General features: G+C 70.3%; 16 protein-coding genes, 1 other RNA gene and 4 pseudogenes. 9 read left to right on the top strand and 12 right to left on the bottom strand.

The window, feature by feature from the left end:
• The first annotated feature begins 165 nt into the window (after positions 1 to 165).
• Positions 166 to 675 carry an NUDIX hydrolase gene (locus tag ID554_RS23210; RefSeq protein ID WP_117228355.1) on the top strand — a complete coding sequence of 170 codons (510 nt, stop codon included), beginning with the start codon at positions 166 to 168 and terminating at the stop codon, positions 673 to 675.
• Positions 668 to 1036, top strand: a complete 369-nt coding sequence (locus tag ID554_RS23205; RefSeq protein WP_117228354.1) for a hypothetical protein — start codon at positions 668 to 670, stop codon at positions 1034 to 1036. The genes ID554_RS23210 and ID554_RS23205 overlap by 8 nt, the downstream gene beginning before the upstream one ends.
• 4 nt (positions 1037 to 1040) lie before the next feature.
• On the opposite strand, the gene ID554_RS23200 is transcribed toward ID554_RS23205, so the two are convergent.
• Positions 1041 to 1907: an AraC family transcriptional regulator gene (locus tag ID554_RS23200; RefSeq protein ID WP_117228353.1), complete on the bottom strand. Its 867-nt coding sequence runs from the start codon at positions 1905 to 1907 to the stop codon at positions 1041 to 1043.
• 383 nt (positions 1908 to 2290) lie between these two features.
• On the opposite strand from ID554_RS23200, the gene ID554_RS23195 reads away from it, so the two are divergent.
• Positions 2291 to 2662 (top strand): roadblock/LC7 domain-containing protein, encoded by a 372-nt coding sequence (locus ID554_RS23195; protein ID WP_117228352.1) that lies wholly within the window; start codon positions 2291 to 2293, stop codon positions 2660 to 2662.
• Positions 2659 to 3123: a roadblock/LC7 domain-containing protein gene (locus ID554_RS23190; protein WP_117228351.1), complete on the top strand. Its 465-nt coding sequence runs from the start codon at positions 2659 to 2661 to the stop codon at positions 3121 to 3123. The genes ID554_RS23195 and ID554_RS23190 overlap by 4 nt, the downstream gene beginning before the upstream one ends.
• Positions 3124 to 3363: 240 nt before the next feature.
• Here the strand turns inward: ID554_RS23190 and ID554_RS23185 are convergent.
• Positions 3364 to 3729: pseudogene (locus tag ID554_RS23185) on the bottom strand (replication initiator); the annotation flags it as partial.
• A gap of 63 nt (positions 3730 to 3792) precedes the next feature.
• A pseudogene (locus tag ID554_RS31875) lies at positions 3793 to 4122 on the bottom strand (reverse transcriptase domain-containing protein); the annotation flags it as partial.
• 703 nt (positions 4123 to 4825) lie between these two features.
• On the opposite strand from ID554_RS31875, the gene ID554_RS23175 reads away from it, so the two are divergent.
• Positions 4826 to 5278, top strand: a complete 453-nt coding sequence (locus ID554_RS23175; protein WP_191088613.1) for a transposase — start codon at positions 4826 to 4828, stop codon at positions 5276 to 5278.
• Between the two features lie 140 nt (positions 5279 to 5418).
• Here the strand turns inward: ID554_RS23175 and ID554_RS23170 are convergent, their stop codons facing one another.
• The 3 genes and pseudogenes from ID554_RS23170 to ID554_RS33200 form a co-directional block, all read right to left on the bottom strand.
• Complete coding sequence (locus ID554_RS23170) at positions 5419 to 6807, bottom strand: IS1380 family transposase (protein WP_191088612.1); 1389 nt, start codon at positions 6805 to 6807, stop codon at positions 5419 to 5421.
• 119 nt (positions 6808 to 6926) lie between these two features.
• Positions 6927 to 8102 (bottom strand): annotated as a pseudogene (gene tnpC, locus ID554_RS23165) (IS66 family transposase); the annotation flags it as partial.
• A gap of 31 nt (positions 8103 to 8133) precedes the next feature.
• Positions 8134 to 8376: pseudogene (locus ID554_RS33200) on the bottom strand (DUF6444 domain-containing protein); the annotation flags it as partial.
• 40 nt (positions 8377 to 8416) lie between these two features.
• On the opposite strand from ID554_RS33200, the gene ID554_RS23160 reads away from it, so the two are divergent.
• Positions 8417 to 8935, top strand: coding sequence for a transposase (locus tag ID554_RS23160; RefSeq protein WP_223884692.1), 519 nt, complete (start codon positions 8417 to 8419; stop codon positions 8933 to 8935).
• Between the two features lie 208 nt (positions 8936 to 9143).
• Here ID554_RS23160 and rnpB read toward each other — a convergent pair.
• Positions 9144 to 9560: RNase P RNA component class A (gene rnpB / locus ID554_RS23155), an RNA gene on the bottom strand.
• Positions 9561 to 9654: 94 nt separating this feature from the next.
• Between rnpB and ID554_RS23150 the strand changes: the two genes are divergently transcribed.
• On the top strand, positions 9655 to 10170 hold the full coding sequence (locus ID554_RS23150; protein WP_223884213.1) for a mycothiol transferase: 516 nt from the start codon (positions 9655 to 9657) through the stop codon (positions 10168 to 10170).
• Between the two features lie 136 nt (positions 10171 to 10306).
• Here ID554_RS23150 and ID554_RS23145 read toward each other — a convergent pair whose 3' ends face one another.
• The 5 genes from ID554_RS23145 to ID554_RS23125 form a co-directional block, all read right to left on the bottom strand.
• The gene (locus ID554_RS23145) at positions 10307 to 11509 is read right to left on the bottom strand and encodes a bifunctional RNase H/acid phosphatase (RefSeq protein WP_117229715.1); all 1203 of its coding nucleotides are present in this window, start codon (positions 11507 to 11509) and stop codon (positions 10307 to 10309) included.
• 3 nt (positions 11510 to 11512) lie between these two features.
• Entirely contained in the window at positions 11513 to 12250 is a 738-nt protein-coding gene (locus ID554_RS23140) for a zinc ribbon domain-containing protein (RefSeq protein WP_117229716.1), read from the bottom strand.
• Positions 12247 to 13134, bottom strand: coding sequence for a Nif3-like dinuclear metal center hexameric protein (locus ID554_RS23135; RefSeq protein WP_117229717.1), 888 nt, complete (start codon positions 13132 to 13134; stop codon positions 12247 to 12249). Before ID554_RS23135 ends, ID554_RS23140 begins: the two co-directional genes overlap by 4 nt.
• A 262-nt stretch (positions 13135 to 13396) precedes the next feature.
• Positions 13397 to 13969, bottom strand: a complete 573-nt coding sequence (locus ID554_RS23130) for a flavoprotein (protein WP_117229718.1) — start codon at positions 13967 to 13969, stop codon at positions 13397 to 13399.
• A 13-nt stretch (positions 13970 to 13982) separates the two neighbouring features.
• A complete protein-coding gene (locus ID554_RS23125; protein WP_117229719.1) occupies positions 13983 to 15212 on the bottom strand; it encodes a helix-turn-helix domain-containing protein in 1230 nt (409 codons plus the stop codon).
• 252 nt (positions 15213 to 15464) lie between these two features.
• On the opposite strand from ID554_RS23125, the gene ID554_RS23120 reads away from it, so the two are divergent.
• Both ID554_RS23120 and ID554_RS23115 read left to right on the top strand, forming a co-directional pair.
• On the top strand, positions 15465 to 16136 hold the full coding sequence (locus tag ID554_RS23120; RefSeq protein WP_117229720.1) for a bifunctional DNA primase/polymerase: 672 nt from the start codon (positions 15465 to 15467) through the stop codon (positions 16134 to 16136).
• Between the two features lie 556 nt (positions 16137 to 16692).
• On the top strand, positions 16693 to 16950 hold the full coding sequence (locus ID554_RS23115) for a DUF3040 domain-containing protein (RefSeq protein WP_117229721.1): 258 nt from the start codon (positions 16693 to 16695) through the stop codon (positions 16948 to 16950).
• The last annotated feature ends 7 nt before the right edge of the window (positions 16951 to 16957 follow it).

The following is a 16957-nucleotide window of genomic DNA, read 5'->3' as shown; positions in this document are numbered from 1 at the left end:
CGACGGAGGTGGACGCCGGCGGCACGATGTCGGCACCCCGCGACCGTACGGCCACCAAGCGCGTCCGGCGTTCACGAAATCCATGCCTGCCAGGGGAATCGGGCCATCCGGCGCTTCGTCCTGACCGGATGCGAGGGCCGATCGGCACCCGGCTAAGGTCGCCGGATGGGCGTACCGGAATACATCCTGCGGATGCGTGAACACGTCGGACACGAGCTGATTTGGCTACCCAGCGTCAGCGCGGTGGTCCGAAGCGACGCGGGCGAGCTGTTGCTCTCCCGACTCGCCGACGACGGACGATGGTCGGTGGTGAGTGGCTTCGTCGAACCGGAGGAGCAGCCGGCCAGCGCGGTGGTCCGCGCGGTGCTGGAGGAGACCGGCCTGGAGGTCGAGCCGCTGCGCCTGAGCAGCACGGTGACGCATCCACGCACGTACCCGAACGGGGACCGCTGCGAGTACCTCAACCTCGGCTTCCGCTGCCGTCTGCTCGGCGGCGACCTGCGGGGCGACGACGACGAGTCGTCGGACGTGCGGTGGTTCGCCCCGGGGCGACTGCCCGACCTGGACGAGCACGCCCGGATGGTGATCCGGCACGCGCTGGGCACCGAGGTGTCGGCGTTCTTCCTGCCCGCCGGGATGCTCTGGGGCGAGCCGGGCGAACTCGAACATGCCTGACGCGCCGCTGCGCTACCTGACCGACCTGGTCGCCGCCGCCCACGAGGTGCTCGGCGACGACCTGCGCGGGGCGTACGCGGCGGGCTCGGTGGGCTTGGGCGCGTACGAGCCGGGGCGCAGCGACGTGGACGTGGCGCTGGTCTGCGCCGCTCGGCTGGACTTCCGGGTGTCGTACGGCCCGGCCGACCGGCCGCCCGCCGACGGCCTGTTCTGGTACGGGGGACCGCTCGTCGACGCCGCGACCACCGCCCTGGTGAACCGGTCGATCGCTGCCCGCGACGGCGGCCCACCCCCGTCCGGCCCACAGGCCCGCGCCTTCCAACGCCGGGTGTTGGCCGACCTCACCGGTACGCCGGCCTGAGCGCTCAGGCCGCGACCGGCTCGACCGGGATCCACAGCTCCGCGTCGACACGGCTGCCGTCGGCCGAGATCCGGGTACGGGAGATCTCCGGCCCGGGCCGGGACCGGTACGGGTTGGACGGAAACCACTGCGTGAACACGTCCCGCCACAGGTCCTGCACCGCCTCCGGAACGGTTCCGGAGGTCTCGAAGACCGCCCAGGTCCCCGCCGGCACCGGCATGGCGTCCAGGTCGTCAGGCACGTCGGCGCCGGTGACCACGCCGTACCAGTAGTCCAGTTCGGTGCCCTCGGCGCGGCTGTCGGCGAGGCCGTCGCCGACGTTGACCACACCCGCCGGCTCCTGGTCGGACAGCGCCTCGATCCGATCCCGGGTCGCCGGTTCGATGCTCTTGACGAACGCCACGATGGCCGGGTTCATGCCCTCGTGCACCAGCGGCACCCGGGCCTTGCGACCGACGAGCCGGAACGGCTCCTTCTGCACGATGCGGTATCGCATACTGCTGCTCCCTTCGACGGTCAGTCGGAAGGACATCCGGGGCTGAGCCCGCAACACCGCGCCGGTACGCCGGGCCTCGCCGGGCCCGACCCCGTGCACCGCCTTGAACGCGCGGGCGAACGCCTCGGCCGAGCCGTACCCCCAGCGGACCGCGATGTCGAGCAGCGTCCGCTCCCCCGCGACCACCTCCGCGCCCGCCACGGTGAGCCGGCGACGCCGCACGTACTCGGAGAGCGGGACACCGGCCAGCGCGGAGAACAGCCGCCGGAAGTGGTACTCCGACGTCACCGCGATCCGCGCCAGCTCACCGGCGTCCACCGGCCGGTCGAGATGCCGCTCGATGTGCTCCATGGCCTGGTTGAGTCGCTCCAGCACCCGGTGCCTCCTTCCTTGCGCCACCCAAACTATGGGCGCGACGGCACCGGGCAACCGACATGCGGTGCCCGGTTCGGTCGGTGGGTACTCCCTGCTCGTCCCCGGGTACCCGCCGCCTCCCCGAAAAGAGGTCGGCTGGCCGGTGATGCCCAGGTCGCAGACTGAGTAGCAGACCACATCGGCAGCGAGACATCAGCCGCAGCGACGAACTCCACCGGCCCGCCGGTCACCCAGCGTGGCCCACTCAGTCCGATCGCGCTGCCCCGGGTGCACACCGCAGGTCACGTGTGCCACCCTCGTCCGAGATTTGCTCACCCGGGGCCCGGCCCCGTGAAGACCACGAGCTGGCGCGGACTCGGACGCCAGTCGAACCTGGAGGCACCATGGCCAACCTCGACACCGCCCTCAAGGATGCCATGACGATCGACGGCGCGATCGGCGTCGCGCTCGTCGACTACACCAGCGGGATGACACTCGGCGTCGCGGGCGGCACACCGGAGATCGACCTCACCATCGCCGCCGCCGGCAACACCGACGTGGTACGCGCCAAGATGCGGACCATCGAGATGCTCAAGCTCAACGACGAGATCGAGGACATGCTGATCACCCTCGGCGGTCAGTACCACATCATCCGGCCGCTGAACGGCTCGAACGGCAAGGGCCTGTTCCTCTATCTGATGCTGAGCAAGAGCCGCTCGAACCTGGCTCTCGCCCGGCACCAGCTGCGCAGCATCGAGGAGCGCCTCGAACTGTGAGCGAGACCTTCCTGCCCCGCCGCACCGCGCAACGCCCGGCCGCCCCACCACCGCCCGCCTTCCCGCCGTCCCTGGCCGGCAACCCGCGTCTGCCGTACCCGGCCATCGGCACCGAACTCGCCGAGCTGCGCCTACAGATCCCCGGCGTGCAGGGAAGCGTCCTCGGCGGCGTGGACGGTCTGCGCATCACCCACGACGTACCACCAGCGCTGGACCCCGACGACCTGGCCGCGATGGCGGCGGCGACCTTCGGCCTCGGCCGGCAGGTCAGCCTCCGACTCGGCCAGGGCGAGTTCCAGCAGTCCACCGTCCGCAACCAGGCCGGCTACTTCTCCGTGTACGCCGTCGGCCCGCAGGCCCTGCTCTCCGTGGTCGGCGCCGATGCGATCAACGTGGCCCGCCTCCACCTGCACGCCCCACCCGTGGCAGCACGCCTCGCCGCCCTGCTCGCGCAGGTCTGACCGCGGTTGCTCGCGCAGGGATGACCGCTCTGCCACGAGCCGGGCTCACCGCCATCGTGTGCGCCACGCGCCGCGCGTGATTCCTCGCCACACGATGGCGGTGAGCCCACCACCCCAGTCACCCGTTGCGCCACGTTCATCACCCGACGACGATCGATGGGCCCCCCGGCTGGCCGCACCAGGCTCGGCCGACTCCTACCTGGGCAGCGGGTTGGCAATGTACACGCCCTTGCCCTGCCGACCGTCAGGGCGGACCGGGCCGTAGGAGTCGAGGGTGAGCGTGAGCCACATCGACGGCCTGTAGGCGGTGCCGTCCGGAGCGGTGTAGGTGCGGCCGACGGTACGGCGCTCGACCTTGCGCCGAGGAAGGTCCGGGGCATCCTGTCGACGGCGGGTGGAGCGCTTCCGGCGGCGGCCGTTGTCCTCGTCACCCTGGTCCTCGTCGCCGGTCGAGTGTGGCGGGGCGACGCAACCTCGGAGTCCTTCGGCGGTGATCGCTTCTTCGACTTCGCGGATGGCTTCGTCGAGGTCTTCGACCTGGTCCCACTGGCTGGCCCGGGATGCCTCGTCGCGGGAGAACTCCAGGTGACCGCGCAGCAGGATCACCGGACCGCCCCGCAGGGTTCCGGACACCTCGCGGCGCACCGTCCCCTCCTGCATCACTCCCGCCCGCAGCATCACACGCAGAAGCTTCAGAACCGCCTGGTCGCTGATGCGTTCCTCAACCGCTTGCATCAACTTCTCATGCGGAATCGCCGTAAAACAGTTGGCGATGTCCGTCTCCACCACCCACCGCGCGCCCTGCCAGAATTCATCTATAAGCACCTGCAAGGCATCGTGCGCCGAGCGCCTCGGGCGGAACCCGAAACTGCACGGCAGAAAATCCGCTTCAAAGATCGGCTCGAGCACGATCTTCACCGCGGCCTCCACGACACGATCACGGACCGAAGGAATCGATAACGGACGCCGCTCGCCCGTACCGGGCTTGGGGACCAACACCCGCCGCGCCGGCAACGGCTGCCACCGTCCGCCCTTCAACTCCTCGGCGACCTCAGCCAGGAGCCGTTCAACGCCGTACTCCTCGACATCGGCCAGGGTGGTTCCGTCGATACCCGCAGCGCCACCATCACGGCGCACCGCGACCCACGCCCGCCACAAGACGTCTCTGCGATAGACCTTGTCTCGCAGCGCATGAAACCGTCGTCCCGGATCAACCTTGGCCGACCGGCACAGCGCATGCCGCAAGGCACGAACCGAGTCCCTTATAGACCCCGACGCGGTGGAACTAGCCTGATCGGCACTCACCGGGCCCTCCCCCCCCAGACACCACGCATGAACGAAGCAGCGGCCCTTCCCTCACCGGCGGTTATGTTGTCCGCACGGCTCGATCGGTACTACGACCGCCTCCGACTCCCTCCCGGCACCCGATCCACTTCCCGGCTCCACACCGGTTATAGGACGGGCCGTCCGCGCCAAATCGCAGGGCGCTTCGGCCGGGGAGGGCCTCTCCAGTTCCCGTCGTTACTGTCTCAACATTCCGCGCCCTCTTAGAGACCGTCGGGTAACCGGCTCGGGGCGTTGTGTGACGGCGAGACACGTCGATGCGGGACGCTCGACAAATAGGTCATCCCCGCCATGATCGGGTTGTGTGTGCAACGTAGACCTTGGCGGGGATGACGCCCGCTCATGCTATCCGTCGAGCTTGACCGACGCGATGTGGGCGATCCTGGCCCCTCTCATGCCGGTGCGTGACCTGCGTAGAGGCGGCCGGCCCCGTAAGTGGGACGACCGGCTGATCCTCGACTCGATCTTCTACGTGCTGCGGTCGGGCTGTGCGTGGCGAATGATGCCGCGTGATCTGGCGCCGCCGGATGCGGCGCATCGCTGGTTCACCGCTTGGCGTAGAAACGGGACGTGGGATGCGATCCACGACGAGCTTCGCCGGCAGGTACGGGTGGCGGCGGGTCGTGGGCCGGAGCCGACCGCGGCGGTGTTGGACGCCCAGTCGATCAAATCCAGCGAGGGTGGCGAATGCCGTGGGTTCGATATGGGCAAGAAGACGAGTAACTGGATAGGTGCTGGAACATCGGGTATGCGTGTACGCCGATTTGCTCAGCCTCGATCCACCGACGCGGTTCGTGATGGTCGCGTTTGAATAGCTCTGATATCGGGTGGTTTTGGGGTACGGCGGAATTGCCGATTACGTGGTCGGCTTGCTCTGGGCAGGTTGTGCTGGAGTGGGGTGGGGTTCGTGGCTTGTGGTCGGGCCGCCTGGTTCCGGTCGGTATGCGGCGGTCAGTCGGGTGCGGTACGGATGGCGGTGAACAGATTCTCGAACGCGGGTTGCCAGGGCCAGTGCTCGGGTAGGTGCAGGTGGATGGTGCGGGCCCGGTGCGCGAGGCGGGCGGCGACGGTGACGATCCGGGTCCGGATCGTGGTGGTCCGGGCGGTCGTCCAGGCGCCGGCGGCGAGGTGACCGGCGGCCCGGGTGAGGTTGTGGGCGATGCCGGCGCAGGTCAGCCAGGCGGCGTTGGCGTTGAACCGGCCGGACGGCAGGTGCGCGAGAGGGCCGGCGATCAGGTCGGCGTTGATCTGCTCGATGACCGCGTGCTGCCGGTGCTGGGCTTCGGCCTGCACGAGGGTGAACGGGCTGTCGGTGAACACCGCGTGATATCGGTAGTTCGGTAGGAGTTCTTCCTGGCCCGGGGCCTGGGTAGGGTCGTCGCGGCGGATGCGGCGCACGATCAGCCGGGCGGTGACGGCGTGCCGGGTGCCGGCGAAGGCGGTGTAGGTGGTCTCGGCGATCTGCGCGTCGGAGATCCACCGCTGCTCGTCGTCGTCCCAGACGGCCTGCGGGTAACGGATGTTGATCCACTGGTCATCGCCGATGCTGTCGCAGGCGGCGCGGATCTTGGTGTCGATGCGGGTGGTGACCGAGAACCGCACCTGGTGGCGCCGGCAGGTGCTGATGACCGCCTTGGCGTAGAACGCGGAGTCGGCCCGCACCACGATCTCGCCGGTCGCGCCGCAGGCACGGGCGGTGGTGATCGTCTCGGCGATCATGCTGGCAGCGCCCTTGCTGGAGCCGGTGTTACCCGAACGCAGCCTCGTGGTAGCGACGACCGGCGCCGTCAGCGGGGTGGACAACGTCGCCACGAGGGGGTTGTAGCCGCGCAACCAGACGTTGTAGCCGCCGACCTTGGCGTGACCGAACCCGATGCCCTGCTTCTGTTTGCCGTAGACACGGCGCAGCATCGAGTCGATGTCCACAAAGCACAGCGTGTCCGCGCCGGCCAGTAGCGGTGTCCGGGCGGCGAGGCCGACCAGAGTGTCGCGGGCGGCGGCCTGTAACTGCCGCACATGCCCGTGGGTGAACGTGCGCAGGAACGAACCGAGCGTCGAGGGCGCGTACACGCTGGTGAACAGTGACCGCATCCCGCCGTGCCGGGCCACGTCAAGGTCATCGATGCTGTCCGCGCCCGCGAGCATCCCGGCCACGATCGTGGCGACCTTCCCGGCCGGATTCGCGCCCTTGTCCGTCGGCAGACTCACCCGGTCGGCGACCGCATCGTGCAGACCGGCCTGCTCGGCCAGACGCATCACCGGAACAAGGCCGGCACACGACACCAGATTTGGATCGTCGAACGTCGCGCGCACCACCGGCGCGTCATAGCGTAATCTCACCTGCGAAGTGCCCTCTCGAACCGACCGATAGAAGCGTCAACACTCCTATCCTTCCAGTTCAGGGGGCACTTTCTATACCCGGGCTCCCGCCGGTTCGACCTTCATCGGTGGATCGAGGCTCAGGTGGTGGCGGGGATCCAGGGGTTTCCGGTGACGGCTTGGATCAGGGCGTCGAGCATGTTGTTGCCTTGGCGGATGGCGGTGGCGGTGTAGCTGCGGATGGCGGCGAAGTGTTCGGCGCCGGTCATGGTGCGCATGCTTCCGGAGACCTTGATCCGTAGTTTCGGCATACGGATGGTCTGTTCGGCGGCGTTGTTGTCGAAGGGGACGGCCGGGTCGGTGACGAATCGTAGGTAGTCGTCGCGGCGGTCGCGGAGCCGGACGAACAGGGCGTGGTGTTTGCGCTGGAGTTTGCCGTCGCGGCCGGCGGTGGCCTGCGCGCCGAGCACGACGGCGGAGCGCAGCAGGTACTGCTGCTCGCGTAGGGCGTCCGGGTTCGCTGTGTCCTGCCCGGTGTGGGCGTCGTCGGCCAGGCGGTTGAGCCGGCGCAGCGCGTTGATGGCTTGGGTGGCGAGGTCGGCGGTGGGGCCGGTGGCGGTGTCGGTGACGTAGACCAGTTCACGCAGCACGTGGGCGTTGCACAGGGCGTGGTTGGCGCTGGTGTAGGTGTCGTATGGCGCCCACGCGTCGTGCACGGCGACACCGGTGAAGCCGGGCAGGACACCGGCGTCGTCAATGGCGGCGGCGCCGCGTCTGCGGTGCGCCGTGAGGAGCACGTCGGTGCCGGTGGACGCGGAGTGCAGCCAGGCCAGACGGCCTTCGACGCGCATCCCGGTCTCGTCGAAGTGCACGACCGGCGCCTGCCGGATCCGGTCGCGGATCACCGGCAGCACCTGCTCGATGATGCCGAGGGCGGTGCGTTTGACCCAGGCGGTGACCGTGGCCGCCGCGACCGGCAGGCCGAACAGGTCCCGCAGCGCGTCGGCGGTACGGCCGATCGACAGGAACTGCCCGTGCAACAGGTAGACCCCGATCGCGGCGATCCGCGGCCCGTACACGGCAGGCGCGGTGGCCTCGGCGGGCCCGATGCCGGTGGTGCGATGTCCACACGGGCAGGCGAGGGTGACGATCTGATGCTCGGTCACCACGACCGTCGGTTCCGGAATGTCGAACACCTGCCGCCGGGTCACGGACACTTCGGCCGCGCCGGCCAGATCGTTGTCGCAGCCCGCGCACACCTCGGGGGTGTGCCGCACGATGACGTCGGGGTCGGCGACCTGCTCCAGAGTGGTGCCGGGCTGCCCGGCCCGGGCGCCCCGGCCCCCGCCCGGACCTACCGCGCAAAGATTTGGGTGCCGGCTTGGCCAGCCCGTCCGTCGACGGCGGTTTCGAGGAGTTCTTCGACGACTGCTTCAGCTGGGCTTCCAGATCAGCGATCCGGCACTTCGCCGTACTGAGGTCAGCCTCCAGCTCCGCGATCCGCCCGAGCGCCTGATCCAACCGGGCGAACAGGTCCGCGTTCAGCGCAAGCAGCTGCTCATACGACGGCTGCGAAGGATCGGCGGGCACGAACGGTCAACGACCCACCCCGGCCAAACACCTCTGAAAGATCAACGACACCTATCCAGTTACGAAGACGACAGGCCGTAAGCGGCATCTGGTTGTCGACACGATGGGGTTGATCCTGGTGGTGATGGTCACCTCCGCCTCCGTCAACGACCGTCCTGGAGGCCGGCGGATCCTGCAACGACTGGCCGAGGCATTCGCCACCGTCGCGCTGGTGTGGGCCGACGGCGGCTACGCCAACAGCATCGACTCCAGCCTGTTGAGCTGGGCAAAGGACAAGCTCGGAATCCTGCTGGAGATCGTCAAGCGCACCGACGATGTCAAGGGCTTCAAGGTCCTGCCGCGTAGGTGGGTGGTGGAGAGGACGTTCGGCTGGCTGGTACGTAATCGGCGTCTGGCCCGGGACTACGAGCGGTTGACCGTCAACTCTGAGGCCATGATCAAGGTAGCGATGATTCGACTCATGACGATACGTCTGGCCGGGCAGGCGGTCCGGTGGAGCAACACTACCGAACGCGAAGCCGCCCGACGTATCAACGCTGAACGACTTATCGCCACGTAGTCACCTGGTTACCCGACGGTCTCTCAATCACTGGACGCACCGGCTGCCGTACTAGGCAAGCCAAGTGAGCCCACGCTCAGGGCGTCTCCAGGGCGTCAGGGCGTCGTCAGGGCGTCAAACGCCGCCCAATGTTGACCCAGAACGACCATCGACGCCCCAACATAGAACCAGCTCAGAGCCTTGATCACGGCTCTGAGCTGGTGGGCGACGGACGAGTCGACCTGTACGCCGGATTCTGTGCGCGGTGCGTACCCCTTGCGGGGTTCGCACCGGCGGCGGCCATCCATCTCGGCCTGCCGTCGCCGACAGGCTCGTGCGGCCTACCCGCAGACATCGGGCGGGCCGCCCTCAAGCGTCTGCGCGGGTCGTCATCTTGCGGTGACGGCCCTACTTGGCCTTGCTCCGGGTGGGGTTTACCGAGCCACCCCGGTCACCCGGGGTGCTGGTGGGCTCTTACCCCACCGTTTCACCCTTACCGTCCCCCTGCGGGGTCGGCGGTCTGTTTTCTGTGGCACTGTCCCGCGGGTCGCCCCGGGTTGCCGTTAACAACCACCCTGCCCTGTGGAGTCCGGACGTTCCTCGGCGGCGGGCCGCAGCCCGCCGACGCGACCGCCCGGTCGACTCGTCCGTCGCACGCTCATCCTAACGACACCGGGTCGCCGCCTATTGCGCCGGCAGGACCGCAGGCCGGGTCGTCCGGGGGTACGCATAATGGGCCGGTGACGACGCTGCCGCCGTTTCCCGAGCCCACGGCCCCGGCCGACGGGCGGGCCGAGGTGTTCCTGCGCTACCTCGACTATTTCCGGGAGAGCGTGCTGGCCAAGGTGTCGGCGCTGCCCGAGGCGGAGGTGCGGGCGAGCCGGTTGCCGTCGGGCTGGACTCCGCTGGAGCTGCTGCGGCACCTACGCTTCGTCGAGCTGCGCTGGATCGAGTGGGGCTTCCAGGGCCAGCCCGTCGCCGAGCCGTGGGGCGACTGGCGGGACGGTCGCTGGCACGTACCCCCGGAGCTGAGTGTGGCGGAGCTGGCAGACGAGTTGCGCGCGCAGGGCACACACACCCGCACAGTCGTGCAGAGCGCCGACCTGGACACCGTCGGTGCCCCCGGCCCCCGCTGGAACGGCGCGGAACCGGCATCCCTGGAACGGGTGCTGTTCCACCTGGTCCAGGAGTACGCCCGCCACCTGGGCCACCTGGACATCGTCACCGAACTAGCCCACGGCCCCCTCGGCGAGTAACACCCCCACCCCCGTACCTCCTGGGGTTGATCAAGAGGTTTGGTCGTGTTTCACCGACGAACGGTGACCAAAAGCTCTTGATCAACCGCGCAGGCCGACCGCGCAGGCCGACCGCGCAGGCCGACCCCGGCCGTGTCTACGGGAGGTAGGGGGTTTCGTTGACGGAGCGGACGGCTATGCCGCCGTCGGGCCAGCGGTCGAGGATGGAGATGCCGGCGGCGTCTAGGTAGAGGCGGTGCAGGAAGGCGTCGGTGGCGGCAAGGGCGTCGCGCAGCATCAGCTTGATCGGCGAGACGTGCGAGACCACCACCACGGTCTGACCGGGGTACGCAGCGAGCAGTCGCTCCACCACGCGGGTGCAGCGCTGGGCTACCTCGTCGAAGGACTCGCCGTCGGGTGGGGCGATCCGGGGCGAGGCGAGCCAGGCGTCGAGTTCACCGGCCCATCCTTCGCGTACCTCGGCGAAGGTCCGGCCCTCCCAGGCGCCGAAGTCGCACTCGATCAGCTCGTCGTCGCGGCGTACCGGGATGTCGCCGACGGCGGCGGCGATGGCCTCGGCGGTCGCTGTACACCGGGACAGCGGTGAGCTGACCACGGCGGCGGTGTCGGGGGCGAGCGCGGCGACCCGGGCGGCGGTGGCCCGCACCTGGGCCTTGCCCTTCGCGGAGAGCGGGATGTCGCCGCGTCCGGAGTAGCGGCCCTGTTCGGTGTACTCGGTCTCGCCGTGCCGGACCAGGATCAGCCGGGTGGCGGTGAAGCTGGGGCGCGGCTCCCAGGAGACCGGGGCGCTGCTCGGGTCGGTGCCGGGCGGTTCGGCGCGGGCGGCGACCTGCCTCGCGCCGCCGCCGGCCGGTTCCGGGCCGCCGAGGCGGCGCGGTGATTCGACGGTACGCGGTGGCGTGACGGTCGGAGTGGCGGTGCCCGACATGGCGGCGGCGTCCATCGCGGCGTTGGCCAGCCGGTCGGCGTGGGTGTTGCGGTCCCGGGGGATCCAGGTGAAGCGGACCGCGTCGAACCGGCTGACGATCTGGGCGGCCTGGGCGGCGAGCGGACGCAGCCCGGGGTGCTTGATCTGCCACCGGCCGCTCATCTGCTCGACCACCAGCTTGGAGTCCATCCGGATCTCGACCTCGGCGGCGCCCAGTTCGGCGGCGGCGGTCAGCCCGGCGATCATGCCCTGGTACTCGGCGACGTTGTTGGTGGCGGTGCCGATCGACTCGCTGCGTTCGGCCAGCACCTCGCCGGTCGCCTGGTCACGGACGACCACGCCGTAGCCGGCCGGGCCGGGGTTGCCCCGGGAGCCGCCGTCGGCCTCGACCAGCACGGTACGCGGCGCCACCGGCTACAGCCCGGACTCGTTGGTGCGGACCATGATCCGGCGACAGTCCTCGCAGCGGACCACCTCGTCGGGGTCGGTCTTGCGAATCCGGGCCAGGTCGGCGCCGGAGAGGTCCAGCCGGCACCCGCCGCAGCGGCCGGTGGTCAGCAGCGCGGCGCCCAGCCCGGTGTCGGTGCGGATCTTGTCGTAGAGCTGCACCAGGTCGGCGGGGAGGTCACCGGCGAGCGGCTGCCGGGCGGAGCGCTTGAACTCCTCCTCGCGGCCGATATCGGCCAGGGCGTCGTCGCGGCGCTGCTCGGTGGCGGCCCGCCGCTCGCGCGCCTCGGCCAGCCGCTGCTCCACCCCGTCGAGCACCGACTGGGCGGTCTCCCGCTGCTCCATCAGCTCCAGCTCGGCGTCCTCCAGGTCGCTCTGCCGGCGGTTCAGCGAGACCAGTTCGTGCTGGAGCGCCTCCAGTTCGCGGGCCGGACCGCCACCGGCGGCGAGCCGGTCCTCGTCCTTCTTCTTGCGCGCGCGTACCTGGTCGACGTCCTTCTCCAGCCGGGCGATGTCCCGGTCCAGGTCGTCCACGGCCACCTGGGCGCGGACCCGCTCGTCCTCCAGCGACGACAACTCCCGGGCGAGGGCCTCCAGTTCGGCGCGCTCGGGCAGCGCCCGGCGGCGGTGGGCGAGCTGGGCGAGGGCGGTGTCGATCGCCTGGAGGTCGAGCAGGCGGCGCTGGACCTGGGGGTCAGCCTTCACGGTCGGGGCTCCTTGTCGTCCGCTGCGGATCGCTCCGGAGCGGCGGGTGAGGCGGCGTGTACGGTCCACGGGTCGGTGTCCAGGTCGGACACGAGGGTCTCGACATCGGGCATCGTGGCGCGCAACCCGGTGGCCAGGTCGTCGAGCCAGGGCCGTTCGGTGGCCCAGTGGGTGGCGTCGAGCAGCGCCGGTCCACCGGTGGCGAGGTGTTCGCCGGTCGGGTGGTGACGCAGATCTGCGGTGAGGTAGGCGTCCACCCCGGCGGCGGTCGCGTCGGCCAGGAAACTGTCCCCCGCGCCGCCGCAGACTGCCAGCGTACGCACGATCCGGTCCGGGTCGCCTGCGGCGCGTACGCCGATGGCGGTGGTGGGCAGCACGGTGGCGGCGTGCCGGGCCAGCTCGGCCAGGGTCAGCGGCTGTGGCAGCCGGCCGATCCGCCCGACGCCCCGGCCCTCGCCGGCGGCGGGGCTGCCCGGCCGGGACGGTTGCAGCGGGCGCAGGTCCGTCAGGCCGAGCCGGTGGGCGAGGGCGTCGGAGACCCCGGGTACGGCGACGTCGGCGTTGGTGTGGGCGACGTACAACGCGACGTCGGCCTTGATCAGTTGGTGGATGATCCGGCCCTTGTACGTGGTCGGCGCCACCGACGAGACGCCACGCAGCAGCAGCGGGTGGTGCGCGATGATCATGTCAGCACGGGCGGCGAATGCCTCGGCGACGGTCTCCGGGACCACGTCGACGACGCAGAGGATCCGGCGGACCGGGGCGCCGGGCTCGCCGAGCACCAGCCCGACCTTGTCCCACTCCTCGGCCCAGGTGGGCGGATAGCGCCGCTCCAGCTCGGCCACGACGTCGGCGACGGTCGGCACGGCTGCGGTTGTGCTCACGGCGGGCCAGCTTACCGGCGTCGGCGGCACTCCGGGACGTCACCCGGCCGACCCCGGACACCTCACCCGCACCCGCAGGCGCTACCGGCGTCGGCGTTGCCGACAGCCTGTTGTCGGAGACGTGCCCGGGCCGTGGCGGTGGCCACGGCCCGGGCTGCGGCATCCGGGGTGGTGGGGTGATTGCAGGGGACCCCTGTACTACCGGAGGCGTTAATAAGGTGCCCTTCCTTTCACCCGGACCACCCGGCGTGCCGCCCGGCGTTCACCCGGTCCGGCAGAGCTGGTCGCGCAGGGCGGTCAGCGGCAGGGCCCAGGGGAAGGCGTGTTGATGGCGTTCTCCGGTCCCGGGCGGGTGCAGGGGGAAGACGTCCTCGCCGAAGAGCACGGTCACCCCCCACTCCGCCAGTCGGGCGATCCCGGACTGAAAGGCCGGGTGTGCGGCCATCGCCGCGTTGGTGTACGGCACGGCGACCAGCGGTACGCCCCGGCCCTGTGCCTCCACCAGCAACCCGAGGGCGAGGGTGTCGGCGATGCCGGCGACCCATTTGTTGACCGTGTTGACGGTGGCCGGGCAGACGATGATGGCGTCGGCCGACGGCAGGACGTCCGGGTCCCCCGGGTTCTTGTAGTGCGTACGCACCGGGTGGCCGGTCTGGCGAGCCAGCGTGGTGCGGTCGACGAACTTGGCGCCGTCCGGCGTGGTGATCACGCAGACGTCCCAGCCGTCCTGTTGGGCCAGCTCGACGAGCCGGCCCACGTCTCGGGCCAACGGCGAACCGCAGGCGATGATGTACAGCACCTCTTGGTGCCCGTCGTGGCGGTGCGAACCGGTCATACCGGCTCCGAGTTCATACTCCTACTCCCATGTGCTCAGCCAACTCCGCGATCGGAGAAGGCGGCGCACCCCGTGTGCGACGCAGGACCTCGGACATGACCTCGTGGGCGATCGGCCGGCAGCGGATCTCGGACGCCGCCAGCCGGTCGCCGCGCAGCAGCATCTCCCCGGCGTTGGCCATGTCCCCCATCTGAGAGTAGGCGCGGGCCTGGTCGAGCAGGTGGTGGGCCCGGCGTTCGGGCAGCATGGCGTCGAACGGCAGGTTGACGATCCTGGTGCGGTGGATCTCGACGGCCCGCCCGCCGTCACCCAACTCGACGGCGGCCGCCGCACGGTGCAGCTCGACGTTGGTCGGCCCGAACGACGTCCAGTAGTGGTTCTGGTCGCTGCCGAGTTCGCGGGCGGCGTCGGAGGCCTCGGCGAGCAGGTCGACGACGGTGGAGGTGTCGCCGGTCCGGGCGGCGGCCATCGCGCCCTGTAACAGCAGTATCCCATAGACCGAGAGCCGGTCGGCCCGGTTGTCGGTGCCCCCGCCCAGCTCGATCCGGTCGGCGATCCGGACGTTGAGTTCCAGCGCGGAGCGGGGTCGTCCCATGGCGAGCAGGGCGTTGCAGACCCGGGTGGTGGCGATCCCGGCGAGCAGTTGGTCGTCGGCGCGCTGGGCGACCGCGATGGAGCGGTCGGCGGCGAGCCAGGACAGGTCGGACTCCCCCAGCTTGCGCAGCACCGAGGAGGCGATCTGGTAGACCTGCCCAAGCAGGTTCGCGGCACGCCTGGCCTGTTCACCGCCGTACGCGGCGTCGGCGGCCTGGGCGTCGCGCAGCAGCTTCGGCAGCGCCCGGGTCAGCATCCCGTAGCGGCCGTACTGGTAGGTGAGCCAGGCGTGGGTGACGGCCTTGCCCATGTCGGCCAGCGGTGGCGGGTCCGGCTTGGCGTCGAAGTAGGCGCTGATCGAGTCGTACCGCTCCAGGGCGGCCCGGATCTCCTCGACCTCGACCTGATCGATGCAGTTCATGGTGTCGGTGCGCCGCTCCGGGTCCTTGCCGAGCAGCAGTTGCACGTCGATCTGGAGGATGTCGGCGATCTCGTAGAGCACGGAGAACTTGTCCAGCCGCCGCACCCCGCGCTCGATCTTGTCGACCCAGCTCTTGGACTTGCCCAGTCGGTCGGCGAAGACCTGTTGCGACATCTTGCGCCGCCCGCGCCAGTAGGCCACCCGCCGCCCGATGGGCAGTTCGTCCATGTCCCCGGTCCTCCCCTTGCCGCTGGAGCCCTGGCCAGTGGCCGGGGGCCGATCCGCGGGTGCGGTCATCCATGTGTACTTCAGGTTTTCGCTGGTCGCACTGCTTGTACGTCAGCCGTACGGCTGATCCTCGTACCTTTCGTGCAAGTTGCATCGGCCACTTTGTCAAATAAACGATCGCAGCCCACGGCAGTGACGCTGTTCGACGTATGTGCTGGTGCCGGTCGGTTCCAGCGAGGGGAGATGGCACCAATGTGGGGGAATGTCGCACCGAGCGTGGCACGTCTGTCGCCGTTGGAGCGGGTCCGGCTGCGCCGCGTCGCGGTGCGGTACGCGCTGCACGGCTGGGAGGTGACGCCCGGTGCCTGCCTCGCGCGCAGCCGCTTCGTCTGCGGCCGGGCCGGCTGCCCGACGGTCGGCTGCCATCCCGCATTGGAGGACTGGGAGCACGCGGCCAGCGCCGACCCGGCCCGGGTGGCCACCTGGTGGCGGTCCCGCCCGCACGGCATCCTGCTGCCCACCGGCCGCGCGTTCGACGTGCTGGAGGTCCCCGCCCACCTGGGCCGGCGGATGCTCGACGCGGTCCGATCTCACCCGGTCGGCCCCGGCGTACGCGGACCGGTGCTGGTCACCCCGACCGGCCGCTGGATGTTCCTGGTCCGTCCCGGCGATCCGCTGCGCCCCGAGCTGGAGCACTGTTTCCACGTGGTGCGGCACGGCCCCGGCTCGTGGGTGCCGGCACCACCCACCCGGCTGCCCGAGGGGCCGGTCCGCTGGGCGGTCGCGCCGGAGCAGGCACGCTGGCAGCTCCCCGACTCGTACCTGGTGCAGAACACCCTGATCGACGAGTTACGGGCCAGCGGTGTCACGCTGACCTCCGCGCTGGTCCCCGGCCACCTGCCGCTGCCCCGGCGCGGTCGCTGAGACACCTGCCCGGCGAGTCGGTGGGGTACCGACAGCGTCGCGGAGTGGGCGGTGCTCGTTGAGCACCACGACGGCGCGCCCGCGCCGGGAGCGGGGATCCGATGTCCACCGACCACACGGAGCAGCACCCGGGCGGAGCCGAACCGCCTCGCCGACACCGGCCCGGACGCCGCTGGGCGGCCACCCGACCACCGGGTTCACGCCCCGGGCGTCCCCGGCCGCTCGGCTCCCGACCGGCGACCCTGCACCGGCCGAGCCGCTGGGTCTAGCCGGCCGGTGTACGCATGCGGGTGGGGGTCACATGTCCACCGCCGCGTTGGCGAGCCAAACGAGCGTCGGGTGTCGCACCGATCAGCCGGGCACGGACCTCACGAACAGCGCAGACGACACCAGGCGCCTACCGTTCGTGACATTCCCACTTGCCTGGTCAACGCCGGCAGCGCTCCCGCCGCTGAGGGCGGCCGGACCGGTCAAAGTAGCACCAGCAGGAGAGCGTGAGCCCTCTCGGCAGTGGGTATTCCGCGGCGCCGTTGCTGAACGCGTGAGGGGAAGGCACATGCTCAGCAAAGAGGACCAGCGCCGATTCGAGCAGATCACCCGCAACCTCCGGGAGAGCGATCCGGCGTTCTTCGCCCGGCTCGACAACCGTTCCCGGATGCGACGCGGCCGGATGCTGCTGCTGTTGACCATCGTGTTGTGGGCGGCCCTGCCGGCCACCACCGTACTCGCCGGCCGACTCGCCGGGGCGGTCTACGCCGTCCTGCTGGTGGCCAACACCGCCCTGATGTGGAGGTACCGGCACCGCTGGGTCTGACCACCGG

This window comes from Micromonospora craniellae (assembly GCF_014764405.1).
Classification (GTDB): domain Bacteria; phylum Actinomycetota; class Actinomycetes; order Mycobacteriales; family Micromonosporaceae; genus Micromonospora; species Micromonospora craniellae.
The sequence above is the reverse complement of the archived record's forward strand: the minus strand, read 5'-3'. Positions and strand labels throughout refer to the sequence as shown.